The 13,560-nt window shown below is 54.8% G+C and carries 11 protein-coding genes and 1 pseudogene; 7 read left to right on the forward strand and 5 right to left on the reverse strand.

The genetic code is table 11. From position 1 onward, the window contains the following. Positions 1 to 4: 4 nt before the first annotated feature. The 3 genes from ABGB15_RS04640 (at position 5) to ABGB15_RS04650 (ending at position 2,757) form a co-directional block, all read left to right on the forward strand. On the forward strand, positions 5 to 1,432 hold the full coding sequence (locus ABGB15_RS04640) for a glycoside hydrolase family 1 protein (protein WP_313326914.1): 1,428 nt from the start codon (positions 5 to 7) through the stop codon (positions 1,430 to 1,432). A 78-nt stretch (positions 1,433 to 1,510) separates the two neighbouring features. Beyond that, positions 1,511 to 2,284 (forward strand): FCD domain-containing protein, encoded by a 774-nt coding sequence (locus ABGB15_RS04645; RefSeq protein WP_152082100.1) that lies wholly within the window; start codon positions 1,511 to 1,513, stop codon positions 2,282 to 2,284. Next, positions 2,281 to 2,757 (forward strand): GNAT family N-acetyltransferase, encoded by a 477-nt coding sequence (locus ABGB15_RS04650; protein ID WP_215722575.1) that lies wholly within the window; start codon positions 2,281 to 2,283, stop codon positions 2,755 to 2,757. The genes ABGB15_RS04645 and ABGB15_RS04650 overlap by 4 nt, the downstream gene beginning before the upstream one ends. Here the strand turns inward: ABGB15_RS04650 and galR are convergent. After that, the gene (gene galR / locus ABGB15_RS04655) at positions 2,718 to 3,734 is read right to left on the reverse strand and encodes an HTH-type transcriptional regulator GalR (RefSeq protein WP_152082098.1); all 1,017 of its coding nucleotides are present in this window, start codon (positions 3,732 to 3,734) and stop codon (positions 2,718 to 2,720) included. The genes ABGB15_RS04650 and galR overlap by 40 nt on opposite strands. 622 nt (positions 3,735 to 4,356) lie before the next feature. Here galR and aas point away from each other — a divergent pair. Together aas and lplT are read left to right on the forward strand one after the other, a co-directional pair. Beyond that, the gene (gene aas, locus ABGB15_RS04660) at positions 4,357 to 6,516 is read left to right on the forward strand and encodes a bifunctional acyl-ACP--phospholipid O-acyltransferase/long-chain-fatty-acid--ACP ligase (RefSeq protein ID WP_215722576.1); all 2,160 of its coding nucleotides are present in this window, start codon (positions 4,357 to 4,359) and stop codon (positions 6,514 to 6,516) included. After that, a complete protein-coding gene (gene lplT, locus ABGB15_RS04665; RefSeq protein WP_215722577.1) occupies positions 6,509 to 7,702 on the forward strand; it encodes a lysophospholipid transporter LplT in 1,194 nt (397 codons plus the stop codon). The genes aas and lplT overlap by 8 nt, the downstream gene beginning before the upstream one ends. Before the next feature lie 105 nt (positions 7,703 to 7,807). On the opposite strand, the gene ABGB15_RS04670 is transcribed toward lplT, so the two are convergent. From ABGB15_RS04670 to ABGB15_RS04685, 4 genes and pseudogenes are all read right to left on the reverse strand, one after another. Then, the gene (locus ABGB15_RS04670; protein WP_215722578.1) at positions 7,808 to 8,848 is read right to left on the reverse strand and encodes an NADP(H)-dependent aldo-keto reductase; all 1,041 of its coding nucleotides are present in this window, start codon (positions 8,846 to 8,848) and stop codon (positions 7,808 to 7,810) included. A gap of 131 nt (positions 8,849 to 8,979) precedes the next feature. After that, positions 8,980 to 9,198 (reverse strand): YgdI/YgdR family lipoprotein, encoded by a 219-nt coding sequence (locus ABGB15_RS04675; protein ID WP_152082094.1) that lies wholly within the window; start codon positions 9,196 to 9,198, stop codon positions 8,980 to 8,982. A 128-nt stretch (positions 9,199 to 9,326) separates the two neighbouring features. After that, entirely contained in the window at positions 9,327 to 10,019 is a 693-nt protein-coding gene (gene mutH, locus ABGB15_RS04680) for a DNA mismatch repair endonuclease MutH (RefSeq protein ID WP_215722579.1), read from the reverse strand. A gap of 154 nt (positions 10,020 to 10,173) precedes the next feature. Next, positions 10,174 to 10,248, reverse strand: a pseudogene (locus ABGB15_RS04685) (hypothetical protein); the annotation flags it as partial. 454 nt (positions 10,249 to 10,702) lie between these two features. Between ABGB15_RS04685 and rppH the strand changes: the two are divergent. Together rppH and ptsP are read left to right on the forward strand one after the other, a co-directional pair. Further along, complete coding sequence (gene rppH / locus ABGB15_RS04690) at positions 10,703 to 11,233, forward strand: RNA pyrophosphohydrolase (RefSeq protein ID WP_369064112.1); 531 nt, start codon at positions 10,703 to 10,705, stop codon at positions 11,231 to 11,233. A 12-nt stretch (positions 11,234 to 11,245) separates the two neighbouring features. After that, positions 11,246 to 13,492, forward strand: a complete 2,247-nt coding sequence (gene ptsP, locus ABGB15_RS04695) for a phosphoenolpyruvate--protein phosphotransferase (RefSeq protein ID WP_215722580.1) — start codon at positions 11,246 to 11,248, stop codon at positions 13,490 to 13,492. Positions 13,493 to 13,560: the final 68 nt, after the last annotated feature.

Genomic DNA, 13,560 nt, shown 5'->3' on the forward strand with positions numbered 1-13,560 from the left:
TGTGATGAGCACAAAACAGATAACAATACCGCAGGATTTCATTCTGGGCGCGGCGGCGTCAGCCTGGCAAACGGAAGGCTGGAGCGGCAAGAAGGCGGGGCAGGATTCGTGGATCGATCTCTGGTACAAGAACGACCGCCACGTCTGGCACAACGGCTACGGTCCGGCGGTGGCGACCGATTTTATCAACCGCTTCCGGGAAGACGTGGCGCTGATGAAGCAGGCCGGGCTGACGCATTACCGTACCTCGATCAACTGGTCGCGTTTTTTGACCGATTATGAAAACGTGACGGTGGATGAAGAATACGCCGCATACTATGACGCGCTGTTCGATGAGATGCATCGTCAGGGCATCGAACCGATGATCTGCCTGGAACATTACGAATTACCGGGCGTGCTGCTGGAAACCTACGGCGGCTGGGCGTCGAAGCATGTGGTTGAGCTGTTCGTTCGCTATGCGGAAAAAGTGTTCGAACGCTACCACACCAGAGTCGCCCGCTGGTTTACGTTCAATGAGCCGATCGTGGTGCAGACCCGCGTTTACCTTGATGCACTGCGCTGGCCTTACGAGCAGAACACCAGTACGTGGATGCAGTGGAATCACCATAAAGTGCTGGCGACGGCAAAAGTGGTGAAGCTGTTTCGTGAGAAAGGTTATCGTGGTTCGGTGGGCTGCATTCTGAACCCTGAAGTGACTTATCCGCGCTCACGTGCGCCGCATGATGTGCGGGCGGCGGAGATCTACGATCTCTTCTACAATCGCGTCTTTCTCGACCCGCTGGTACATGGTCACTATCCACAGGAACTCTTTACCCTGCTTGCGCAGCACCACGTTCAGTGGGACTACACGGCAGAGGAGCTGGCGCTGATTGCTGGTAACACCGTCGACGAGCTGGGGATCAACCTCTATTACCCGCACCGGGTGAAAGCACCTTCCCGCGCCTGGCACCCGGAGACACCGTTCCACCCGGCGTACTATTACGAACCGTTTGAGCTACCGGGGCGGCGAATGAATACCTCTCGCGGCTGGGAAATTTATCCGCGTATTATCTACGACATGGCGATGCGGATTAAAAAGGATTACCGCAATATCGACTGGTTCGTGGCGGAGAGCGGGATGGGGGTTGAAAACGAAGCACAGTTCCGCAACCGTGATGGCATTATCGACGACACGTACCGCATCGACTTTATCAGCGAGCACCTTTACTACACGCTGCTGGCGCGGGAGGAGGGGGCAAACTGTCACGGCTATATGCTCTGGGCGTTCACTGATAATGTGTCACCGATGAATGCCTTTAAAAACCGCTACGGGCTGATTGAGATCGATCTGGGCGATAACCGCGCCCGACGCGCAAAGAAATCGGCCGCCTGGTTCCGGCAACTGCGCGATGCGCGCGTGCTGACGCTCACCGTTGACGATGAATGGAAGTAAGCGTTCTGATAAAATAGTACACAAACTGGCCGGGAGGACGCCCGGCCTGCGCATTCACTGAAAAACACAGGTGGTAACGTGGATAAGGCTGTCATCCTGCCGGAAAAAAAACAGTACCAGGAAATTGGCGAGGATTTACGGGCGCAAATTATCCAGGGGCATTATCCCGTTGGGTCGCGCCTGCCGCCGGAGCGCAACATTGCCGAAACCTATGGCGTAAGCCGCACTATCGTGCGAGAGGCGCTGTTGATGCTTGAGCTGCAGGGCACGGTGGATATCCGTCAGGGCTCGGGTGTTTACGTGATGCGCATCCCTGAAGAACACGAAAACGAAGAAGAGCGCTTTCTCAACAGCGACGTAGGGCCGTTTGAGATTTTACAGGCGCGCCAGCTGCTTGAAAGCAATATTGCCGCGTTCGCCGCGAAAATGGCGACGCGTGCCGATATCGACAACCTGCGCCGGATTATCGAGCAGGAGCAGCGGGCAATTGCTGCCGACGATCGCAGCCAGGACAATAATAAGATGTTCCATCTGGTGCTGGCGGGCGCGACGCAAAACCAGATGCTGCTGGCGACCGTTGAGAGCGTCTGGCACCACATGGACAGCAGCCCGCTGTGGCAGCAGTTTAATGTCCACATTGCCAGCCGCGCGTACCGCCTCAAATGGCTGGGCGACAGGCAAACGATCCTTGCCGCGCTACGTCGACGCGATGTGACGGGAGCCTGGCAGGCGATGTTCCAGCATCTGGAAAACGTGAAAAAGAGCCTGCTGGAGTTGTCTGACGAAGATGCGCCTGATTTTGATGGCTATCTTTTTGAATCCGTGCCGATTTTTCAGGGGAAGCTGGTGTGAATATTGTTCCTCTCCATGCTGCGCCTCAGTATGCGGAGCAGGTTACGGACTGGATCTGGCAGGCCTTTGGTGAGGGGCTTCCGCGTGAGTTTTTCCACTGCATCGTTGAGCACAGCCAGATGCCGGGGGCGTTGCCGCTGACGTTTATTGCCGTTGAAGGCGAGCAGTTGCGGGGAACCGTGGGACTGTGGCGCTGCGATTTGATCACCCGTCAGGATCTCTGTCCGTGGCTGGCGGCGCTGTACGTTGATGAAGCGGCGCGTGGCCAGGGGCTGTCGGGGCAACTTCAGCAGCATGTCATCGCGTATGCCGCACAGGCCGGGTATAGCGAACTGCATCTGTGGTCTGCCTACCGTGACTTTTACGAACGCTACGGCTGGCAGTACATTGGCGATGCGCTGGAATACCCGGACAAAACGGTACATCTTTATCGCTATTCGCTTTGCGCCTCGGCAGGCGATACAACGGAGTGACGGCGAACGAGCGTCGGGCTGAACAGATGCGTAATGTCTGGCGGCTGACGCTGTTCGGCCAGCGCCAGCGCCAGCTCTGCCGCCTGCGTTGCCATGGTGATAATCGGGTAGCGCACGGTGGTCAGGCGTGGGCGCACGTAGCGGGAAACCAGCACGTCATCAAAGCCAATCAGGGAAATTTCTGCCGGAACTTCAATACCGTTGTCATTTAACACACCCATTGCACCTGCGGCCATAGAGTCGTTATAGCTGGCAATCGCGGTGAAATTCCGCCCGCGTCCTAACAGCTCCGTCATCGCCTGCTCACCGCCGCTTTCGTCCGGTTCACCATAGGCCACCAGCCGGTCATTGCACGGCAAACCATTTTCGCGCAGCGCGTCGTAATAGCCCTGCAGGCGATCTTCCGCATCGGAAATGGGGTGATTGGAACAGAGATAACCAATGCGGGTATGGCCTTGTTGGATCAGGTGGCGCGTTGCAAGCCAGGCTCCGTAGCGATCATCAAGGGCCACACAGCGTTTTTCGAATCCGGGGATAATACGGTTGATGATCACCATACCGGGCATCTGCTTCATCAGGTGAATCAGTTCGGCATCGGGGATCATTTTTGCATGCACCACCAGCGCCGCACAGCGGTGGCGGATTAGCTGTTCGATGGCCTGGCGTTCTTTTTGTTCGTTGTGATAGCCATTACCGATCAGCAAAAAATTGCCCGTCTGATAGGAGACCTGCTCCACCGCTTTGACCATGGCACCGAAAAAGGGATCAGACACGTCGCCCACTACCAGCCCGATGGTTTCCGTTGACTGCTGCGCAAGCGCGCGCGCGTTGGCGTTGGGATGGTAGTTCAGGGTTTCCATGGCGTTCTGCACTGCCTGGCGTGATGCGTCACTGGCTTTTGGGGAGTCGTTGATCACGCGTGAGACGGTCGCGACGGAAACTCCGGCCAGACGAGCCACATCCTTAATTGTCGCCATTAAATACCTTCTTATTAGGGGTAAGCGTTTACACACCAACTAGTGTTGCGGAAAAGTGGCGCGCATTCAAGGGGGGCGCGGTTCCGCAATCGACAAACGTGATGCAGACCCAACCGCCGTGGTGTAATCGTTACACGGCCAGTCATGTCAAAATAATGTCAATTCGAACCTTTAGTTACACTTTGCCTCAGGCTGTTGCGATTGTCCGATAGCAAAGAAGAGCGGGGGATTGATAGAGTCGAGATCCCAGAGGTATTGATAGGTGGAATCAACTCCGGTTGATTAACACGATTTACACCAACCTGCGTTTTTACGCAGGTTTTTTTTTGCCTGTAAGTTCAACCTGTAACAGCAACTGAGAATATTCACACCTGGTTGCACTTAGGCTCATTCCCTTGCGTTTTCTCGCTGGCGAAGCGTAGGGCGAGCAGCCACAATCAAGATCCCAGAGGTATTGATTGGTGAGAATTCTTAGTACGATTTCGTACTCATCTCTTGCACCAACCTGCGCGGATGCGCAGGTTTTTTTTTGCCTCTATTTTTGCTGTCGCTCCCTTACCACTTCTCGTGTAATCTGCCACCATTTAATAACCCTTCATACCGGCTGGCAAAGGGAGTTGAGATGCTATTTGGGTTCTTCCGTACTCTGTTTCGTGTTCTTTTTCGCATTCGCGTAACTGGTGATACCCAGGCGCTTCACGGCGAACGCGTTCTTATCACACCAAACCACGTTTCTTTTATTGACGGCATTTTGCTGGCGCTGTTTTTACCTGTGCGTCCGGTGTTTGCGGTTTACAGCTCCATTAGCCAAAAATGGTACATGCGCTGGCTGGCACCGCTGATTGATTTTGTGCCGCTCGACCCGACCAAACCGATGATGATTAAGCATCTGGTGCGCCTGGTTGAGCAGGGGCGTCCGGTGGTTATTTTCCCGGAAGGGCGTATCTCGGTGACGGGTTCGCTGATGAAAATTTATGACGGCGCAGGTTTTGTTGCGGCGAAGTCAAAAGCCACCGTTGTGCCGCTGCGCATTGAAGGGGCGGAACTTACCCATTTCAGCCGCCTGAAAGGGCTGGTGAAGCAACGCCTGTTCCCGAAAATCACCCTGCATATTCTGCCGCCGACATCACTGCCGATGCCAGAGGCTCCGCGGGCGCGCGATCGCCGTAAAATCGCCGGTGAAATGCTGCATCAGAAAATGATGGAAGCGCGCATGGCAATTCGTCCCCGTGAAACGCTGTATGAATCTTTGCTGGCGGCACAGTACCGTTATGGCGCGAAGAAAAACTGTATTGAGGATATTAACTTCACGCCGGATACGTACCGTAAGCTGGTGACCAAGACCTTGTTTGTGGGGCGTATTCTTGAGAAATACAGCAAACAGGGCGAAAAGATTGGCCTGATGCTGCCTAACGCGGGGATCAGCGCAGCGGTGATCTTCGGGGCCGTTTCTCGTGGCCGTATTCCCGCGATGATGAACTACACCGCGGGCGTGAAAGGGCTGACCAGCGCCATCACCGCGGCGCAAATCAATACTATTTTTACTTCCCGTCAGTTTCTCGACAAGGGCAAGCTGTGGCATCTGCCGGAGCAACTTACTCAGGTTCGCTGGGTCTTCCTCGAAGATCTGAAAGCGGACGTGACGACGAGTGATAAGCTGTGGATATTTGCTCACCTGCTTGTGCCGCGCCTGGCGCAGGTTAAACAGCGGCCGGAAGATGACGCGATTATCCTCTTTACTTCGGGTTCCGAAGGAAATCCGAAAGGCGTTGTGCACAGTCATAAAAGCATTCTGGCGAACGTCGAGCAGATCAAAACCATCGCCGATTTTACGGCGAACGACCGCTTTATGTCGGCGCTGCCGCTGTTTCACTCCTTTGGCCTGACCGTCGGCCTCTTTACGCCGTTGCTGACCGGGGCTGAAGTGTTCCTCTATCCAAGCCCGCTGCACTACCGCGTTGTGCCGGAGCTGGTGTATGACCGTAACTGCACCGTGCTGTTCGGTACCTCAACGTTTCTCGGCAATTACGCCCGCTTTGCCAATCCGTATGATTTCTTCCGCGTGCGTTATGTGGTTGCGGGTGCGGAAAAACTGCAGGACAGCACGCGCCAGATCTGGCAGGACAAGTTTGGCCTGCGCATTCTGGAAGGCTATGGCGTGACAGAGTGTGCGCCGGTGGTCTCTATCAACGTGCCGATGGCGGCGAAACCGGGTACGGTTGGGCGGATACTGCCGGGGATGGATGCACGTCTGCTGGCGGTGCCGGGGATTGAAGAGGGGGGGCGTCTGCAGCTGAAAGGGCCGAATGTGATGAATGGCTACCTGCGCGTGGAAAACCCAGGCGTGCTTGAAGCGCCGACGGCGGAAAACGTCAACGGCGAGGTTGAGACAGGCTGGTACGACACAGGCGATATCGTTCGCTTCGATGAGCAGGGTTTTGTGCAGATTCAGGGACGTGCAAAACGCTTTGCTAAAATTGCGGGTGAAATGGTCTCTCTCGAAATGGTGGAACTGCTGGCGACGGCGGTATCAGCCGACAAGATGCATGCAACGGTGGTGAAGAACGATGCCAGCAAAGGTGAAGCGCTGGTGCTCTTTACCACCGACAGCGAGCTTAAGCGTGAGCAGCTGCTTAAGTATGCCCGCGAACACGGCATTCCTGAACTGGCGGTGCCGCGTGATATTCGCTACCTCAAACAGCTTCCGGTGTTGGGAAGTGGTAAACCCGATTTCGTGACCCTGAAAGGTATGGTCGAAGAGGCGGAACAGCACAATGCATGAGTCAGTACACACTAACACCTCACTCTGGTCGAAGGGCATGATGGCGGTGATCGCCGCGCAGTTTCTCTCTGCGTTCGGCGACAACGCCCTGCTGTTTGCCACTCTGGCACTGCTGAAAGCTGAATTTTATCCCGACTGGAGCCAACCGATCCTCCAGATGGTGTTTGTGGGTGCTTACATTATCTTTGCGCCGTTCGTGGGGCAGGTGGCGGACAGTTTCCCGAAAGGCCGGGTAATGATGTTTGCCAACGGTCTTAAGCTGTTGGGGGCGGCGAGTATCTGTTTGGGTATCAACCCGTTTATCGGCTATACGCTGGTGGGGATAGGCGCGGCGGCCTACTCTCCGGCGAAGTATGGCATCCTGGGCGAACTGACGACCGGTGACAAGCTGGTGAAAGCCAATGGCCTGATGGAGTCCTCCACCATTGCGGCGATCCTGGTGGGGTCCGTGGCGGGGGGCGTGCTGGCGGACTGGCATGTGCTCGCCGCGCTTGGCGTATGTGCGGCGGTGTATGGCGGCGCGGTTATCGCAAACCTGTTTATCCCGACGTTGCCGGTGGCACGTCCGGGGCAATCCTGGCGTTTTACCCCGATGACGGGCAGTTTCTTTAACGCCTGCCGCGTACTGTGGCGTAACGGTGAAACGCGATTCTCGCTGATGGGCACCAGCATGTTCTGGGGCGCGGGCGTGACGCTCCGTTTCCTGCTGGTTCTGTGGGTGCCAGTCGCGCTGGGTATTGCTGACAACGCCACGCCAACTTATCTGAACGCGATGGTCGCCGTCGGGATTGTCGTCGGTGCCGGGGCAGCGGCAAAACTGGTAACGCTTGAGACCGTCGCACGCTGTATGCCTGCGGGGATTTTAATCGGCGTCGGCGTGTTGTTCTTCTCGCTCCAGCATGCGTTGCTGCCAGCGTATGTGCTGCTGATCCTGATTGGTATTCTGGGTGGTTTCTTTGTCGTGCCACTGAATGCGCTACTGCAGGAACGTGGCAAGCAGACCGTCGGGGCGGGTAATGCTATTGCAGTGCAAAACCTTGGTGAAAACATGGCGATGCTGTTAATGCTGGGGCTTTATTCGCTGGCAGTAAAAGCGGGTGCGCCAGTGGTGGGGATTGGCGTCGGGTTTGGCGCGCTGTTCGCGCTGGCGATTGCCGGGTTGTGGATCTGGCAGCGTCGTCGTTGATATCAGTGCCCGGTGGCGGCGTTGCCTTACCGGGCCTACAAAATCCGCCAACATCACGAAACGTAGGCCGGGTCAGGCGAATCCGCCACCCGGCAAAGCGTCCACTTACGGTGCCGGATAGGTATAAACCTGATGCACCGCTTCAATCTCCGCTAATACCTCTTCGCTCAGGGTCAGATGGAAACTCTCAATATTAGTTTTCAACTGTTCCATTGTCGTCGCGCCCAGCAGGGTGCTGGCGACAAACGGTTGACGACGCACGAAGGCCAGCGCCATCTGGGCGGGATCAAGGCTGTGACGTTTCGCGATATCAACATAGGCCGCAACGGCTTTCTGCGTCTGCTCGCCGCTGTAACGGGTAAAACGGCTGAAAAGGGTATTACGCGCTCCGGCAGGCTTCGCACCGTTCAGGTATTTGCCGGTCAGCGTACCAAAGCCCAGACATGAGTAGGCGAGCAGCTCCACCTCTTCATACTGCGTGACTTCTGCCAGGCCCACTTCGTAACTGCGGTTCAGCAGGCTATAGGGATTCTGGATGGTAACGATGCGTGGCAAATCATGTTTATCCGCCAGGTGCAGATAACGCATTACACCAAACGCCGTTTCGTTTGAGACGCCAATGTAGCGGATCTTGCCCGCGCGCTGGCATTCAGTCAGGGCTTCCAGCGTTTCAAGCAGCGTAACGGCCGGTGCGCTCTCGTTCCAGCTGTAACCGAGCTTACCAAAGCAGTTGGTGGGACGCTGCGGCCAGTGCACCTGGTAAAGGTCGAGATAGTCGGTTTGCAGCCACTTAAGGCTGGCATCCAGCGCGGCGCGGATATTCTTGCGATCGAGGATCTGGTTCGGACGTATCCCGGCATCGTTATTGCGGGAGGGGCCGCTGACTTTGGAGGCGACAATCAGCTTTTCGCGATTGCCACGTTTTGCCAGCCAGTTACCGACGTAGGTTTCGGTTAACCCTTGCGTTTCCGGGCGTGGTGGCACAGGGTACATCTCTGCAACATCAATCAGGTTAATCCCCTGGCTGACGGCATAGTCGAGTTGTGCATGGGCATCGGCTTCGCTGTTTTGTTCACCAAATGTCATCGTGCCCAACCCCAGTTGGCTTATCTCCAGAGCGCTGTGGGGGATACGGTGATAATGCATAGCCGGCTTCCTTCATTAAAAGACAGACCGCGTCAGGAACTTCCCGACAAAGGAATATAAACATGGCAGAGGGGAAGCAAAAGGGGAAGAAAAAATTCAAGGAGGCCAGCAAGCCACTGACCTTAATCCGTTTATCGCTCGATGATCTGGGATACTTCGTCGCGATTGATCTGCATCTTATTACCTTCCTGATCGCGGTAGCTCACCAGGCCGGTGTCGTCGTCGACTTCAGGTTTGCCATCGGTCAAAATCATACGTCCGTCTTTTGTTGCCATAACGTAATCACTGCTACAACCCGATACCGCAAACGCTAAACCCACCGCCGAGATTATCACTGCCCATTTTTTCATCGTTATCATCCTCACTGGCTCGTATCAAATCATAGTGTAGTAATAACCCGATATTACGACAGGTAAAAGTAGTAAAATCTTAAAAACAACGTAAATATGATTGATAGCGCTCAATTTCCGTTAAAAAACTATGGTTTTAGTAAAAAATGGCGTGCCAGCAGTGCGCCGGTGAAATTTTTTTTAAGGTAGAAGCCGCGTGGCAACGTCAGGATCGGTTCGCCGCGCGCCCCGACGGCTTCTGTTAACGCCTTGCTGTTGGCGGCTTTCGGACGCAGCTGTAACACTTCGCCGTGACGGGCGGTGATGCGCTCTACCTGCCCCAGCACAATCATATCCATCAGCTCTTCCCAGTCCTGGCAAAGCTGCCTCTCTTCCTCTTCATCAGGGCTCCAGAGCAAAGGCGCACCGACGCGACGCTCTGCCAGCGGGATCTGTCTGTCACCTTCAACGGGCACCCATAGCACCCGTTTCAGCTTATGGCGAACATGGCTGGTTTCCCAGGTCACACCGCTATTGCCCGTTAACGGCGCAACGCAGACAAAGGTGGTTTCCAGCGGCCTGCCCTGGCTGTCTACCGGGATCGTTTTCAGTTCAACGCCCAGTGCAGCGAAATCTTGTTCCGGCTTACTGCCTGCGCTCGCTCCCAGCCAAAGCTCCAGCAGCATACCGATCCAGCCTTTATCGCGCTTGAGATCCTCTGGAATGGGTAAACCTGCCATCGAAGCCAGTTCCCCCAGCGAAAAACCGGCCAGACGCTGTGCCTGGTGCAATAGTTGAGCCTCACTGGCAGGGGGAGAAAGGAGCGGCGCAAGCGAAAGCATGAAGTTAACCCTTTGATTAAAAAATGAACTGATAATTTACCCTCTGTGGACAGAGTTTAACTTTTTCTGCGTAAATATCACATCTCTATGATTTATATGTTTTTTTATCTTTTCTGGGAAAAGGGTCTGTGCGTAAAAAGCAGGTTGTTCAAATCTGGTCACTGACAATAAACAGGATCTTACACCATGTTATCCACAGAAAAGTGGGATAACTGGGAATAACCCTCACTACTGTTTCAATTTACAGCCTTGACGTGCGACGAAAATCGAATTTTCACACAAATTGTGCCTAACTTATTGGCACAATCTGTGGATAAAACCGACGCTGTTCGATCTTTCATCAGCATGAGGATAGCTGATGTGATGATCATCACGTTATTCACCGTTTGCACAATCAAAACGTCATTAACTGGATGAAAATAATAAAATTATTTTTTGATGTCACAGTGGTGATATTGCATGGTTTTCAGGTTGTTCATCGGTAATTCCGTACTTCTTCACAACTATATCCACAGAAAAGGTGAATAAAATTGCCTTTGCGGTGCCTCATCTGTTTATAACTCTCCCTTAATTTGTGAGTTATTCAAATGTTATTAGGTTACAGGCCCGTAAGAGAGTGGTTTACCGCCTCCCTGTAGTGTGAAACAATCATTCATATATAAGGTTTAGTTTGGGGTAGTCCGGTGATTGATGACGATGGCTACCGCCCGAACGTCGGGATAGTAATTTGTAATCGTCAGGGCCAGGTGATGTGGGCCCGACGATATGGTCAGCACTCCTGGCAGTTCCCGCAAGGCGGGATCAATCCAGGGGAGTCCCCAGAACAAGCGATGTACCGGGAGCTGTTTGAAGAGGTCGGTTTAAGCCGAAAAGATGTTCGCATCCTGGCTTCGACCCGCAACTGGTTGCGTTACAAGTTACCGAAACGTTTGGTGCGTTGGGACACAAAGCCGGTTTGTATCGGCCAGAAACAAAAATGGTTTCTGCTGCAGTTGGCGGGCAACGATTCAGATATCAATATGCAAACCAGCAGTACGCCGGAGTTTGATGGCTGGCGCTGGGTAAGCTACTGGTATCCTGTTCGTCAGGTCGTGTCATTTAAGCGCGATGTTTACCGTAGGGTGATGAAAGAGTTTGCAAGTGTTGTCATGCAGCTTCAGGAGGCCCCTCCTAAGCCGCAGAGCGCACCTGCCTGGCGACGTAAAAGAGGTTAAGCTACGCAAATCATGCTCACCCGCTTGCGAGAAATAGTCGAGAAGGTCGCCAGTGCGCCTCGCCTGAACGAGGCGCTGAACATTCTGGTGACCGACATCTGTCTTGCGATGGAAACCGAAGTTTGTTCGGTATATCTGGCCGACCACGATCGGCGCTGCTATTACCTGATGGCGACCCGTGGTTTGAAAAAACCACGGGGGCGTACCGTTACGCTCGCGTTTGATGAAGGCATTGTGGGCCTGGTCGGGCGCTTGGCGGAACCCATCAACCTCGCTGATGCGCAAAAACACCCCAGCTTTAAATATATCCCTTCCGTAAAAGAAGAGCGCTTCCGTGCTTTCCTGGGCGTGCCCATAATTCAGCGTCGCCAGCTACTTGGCGTGCTTGTTGTTCAGCAACGTGAACTACGTCAGTACGACGAAAGCGAAGAGTCCTTCCTCGTGACGCTGGCAACCCAGATGGCGGCGATCCTATCCCAGTCTCAGCTGGCTGCGCTCTTTGGCCAGTATCGCCATACGCGTATTCGTGCACTTCCGGCCTCGCCGGGCGTGGCGATTGCTGAAGGCTGGATGGACGCCACGCTGCCGTTGATGGAGCAGGTTTACGAGGCTTCCACGCTTGATGCAGCACTTGAGCGTGAACGCCTGACCGCCGCGCTGGAAGAGGCGGCGAACGAGTTTCGCCGTTACAGCAAACGCTTTGCAGCAGGTGCGCAAAAAGAGACGGCGGCCATTTTTGACCTTTACTCGCACCTGCTTTCCGACGCACGCCTGCGTCGGGAACTGTTTGCTGAGGTGGATAAAGGCTCGGTCGCGGAATGGGCCGTTAAAAAAGTCATCGAGAAATTTGCTGAGCAGTTTGCAGCGCTGACCGACGGCTATCTGAAAGAGCGTGCGGGCGATCTCCGCACCCTGGGGCAGCGGTTGCTGTTCCATCTCGACGATACCATTCAGGGGGCAAATGCCTGGCCTAAACGGTTTGTGCTGGTTGCCGATGAGCTTTCTGCTACAACGCTTGCTGAACTGCCTCAGGACAGGCTTGCGGGCGTGGTGGTGCGAGACGGTGCCGCTAACTCCCATGCGGCCATTATGGTACGCGCACTCGGTATCCCGACCGTTATGGGCGCGGATATTCAGCCTTCGGTTCTGCACCGGCGTACTCTGGTCGTGGACGGGTATCGCGGTGAGCTTCTGGTCGATCCTGAGCCGGTACTGCTGCAGGAATACCAGCGCCTTATCAGCGAAGAGAATGAATTAAGCAAGCTGGCGGAAGATGACGTTAACCTGCCCGCACAGCTGAAAAGCGGCGAGCGGATCAAGGTGATGCTCAATGCCGGTTTAAGCCCCGAACACGAAGAGAAGCTCGGCAGTCGAATCGACGGCATCGGTCTTTACCGCACCGAAATTCCGTTCATGCTGCAAAGCGGCTTCCCGTCTGAAGAGGAGCAGGTCGCGCAGTATCAGGGCATGTTGCAGATGTTTAACGACAAACCTGTCACCCTGCGTACACTGGACGTCGGGGCGGATAAACAACTGCCGTACATGCCGATCAGCGAAGAGAACCCGTGTCTCGGCTGGCGGGGGATACGCATTACGCTCGATCAGCCTGAGATCTTCCTGATCCAGGTGCGCGCTATGCTGCGCGCCAATGCGGCGACCGGCAACCTCAGCATTTTACTGCCGATGGTCACCAGCATTGACGAGATCGACGAAGCACGACGCCTGATCGAGCGTGCGGGTCGCGAAGTCGAGGAGATGATCGGCTATGCGATTCCAAAACCACGTATCGGCGTGATGCTCGAAGTGCCGTCAATGGTCTTTATGCTGCCGCAACTGGCAAACCGCGTCGATTTTATCTCTGTTGGCACCAACGATTTGACGCAATATATTCTGGCTGTCGATCGTAACAACACGCGTGTTGCCAGTATTTACGACAGCCTGCATCCGGCCATGCTCCGCGCACTGGCGATGATCGCCCGTGAAGCTGAACAGCACGGCCTTGATTTGCGTCTGTGTGGTGAAATGGCCGGGGATTCAATGTGTGTCGCTATTCTGATTGGCCTGGGGTTCCGTCACCTGTCAATGAACGGTCGTTCTGTTGCTCGTGTGAAATACCTGTTACGTCATATTGAAATTGAAGACGCTCAGGAACTGGCTGCACGCAGCCTGGAAGCACAGCTGGCAACCGAAGTGCGGCATCAGGTCGCTGCGTTTATGGAGCGGCGCGGTATGGGTGGCCTGATCCGCGGTGGCCGCTAGTTATTCTGCTCCCGATTCTATACACATCTTTTACATCTCAGGCGCATCCCCTGCGCCTGCCTTATGCT

It is taken from the genome of Enterobacter sp. MALB-1 (genome assembly GCF_041021625.1).
GTDB classification, from domain to species: Bacteria; Pseudomonadota; Gammaproteobacteria; order Enterobacterales; family Enterobacteriaceae; genus Enterobacter; species Enterobacter oligotrophicus.

Excerpts from the sequence above, each read along its gene's own strand:
- ABGB15_RS04640 (WP_313326914.1), top strand. The coding sequence starts at position 5 with ATGAGCACAAAACAGATAACAATACCGCAGGATTTCATTCTGGGCGCG.
- galR (WP_152082098.1), bottom strand. The coding sequence starts at position 3,734 with ATGGCGACAATTAAGGATGTGGCTCGTCTGGCCGGAGTTTCCGTCGCG.
- aas (WP_215722576.1), top strand. The coding sequence starts at position 4,357 with ATGCTATTTGGGTTCTTCCGTACTCTGTTTCGTGTTCTTTTTCGCATT.
- lplT (WP_215722577.1), top strand. The coding sequence starts at position 6,509 with ATGCATGAGTCAGTACACACTAACACCTCACTCTGGTCGAAGGGCATG.
- ABGB15_RS04670 (WP_215722578.1), bottom strand. The coding sequence starts at position 8,848 with ATGCATTATCACCGTATCCCCCACAGCGCTCTGGAGATAAGCCAACTG.
- ABGB15_RS04675 (WP_152082094.1), bottom strand. The coding sequence starts at position 9,198 with ATGAAAAAATGGGCAGTGATAATCTCGGCGGTGGGTTTAGCGTTTGCG.
- mutH (WP_215722579.1), bottom strand. The coding sequence starts at position 10,019 with ATGCTTTCGCTTGCGCCGCTCCTTTCTCCCCCTGCCAGTGAGGCTCAA.
- ptsP (WP_215722580.1), top strand. The coding sequence starts at position 11,246 with ATGCTCACCCGCTTGCGAGAAATAGTCGAGAAGGTCGCCAGTGCGCCT.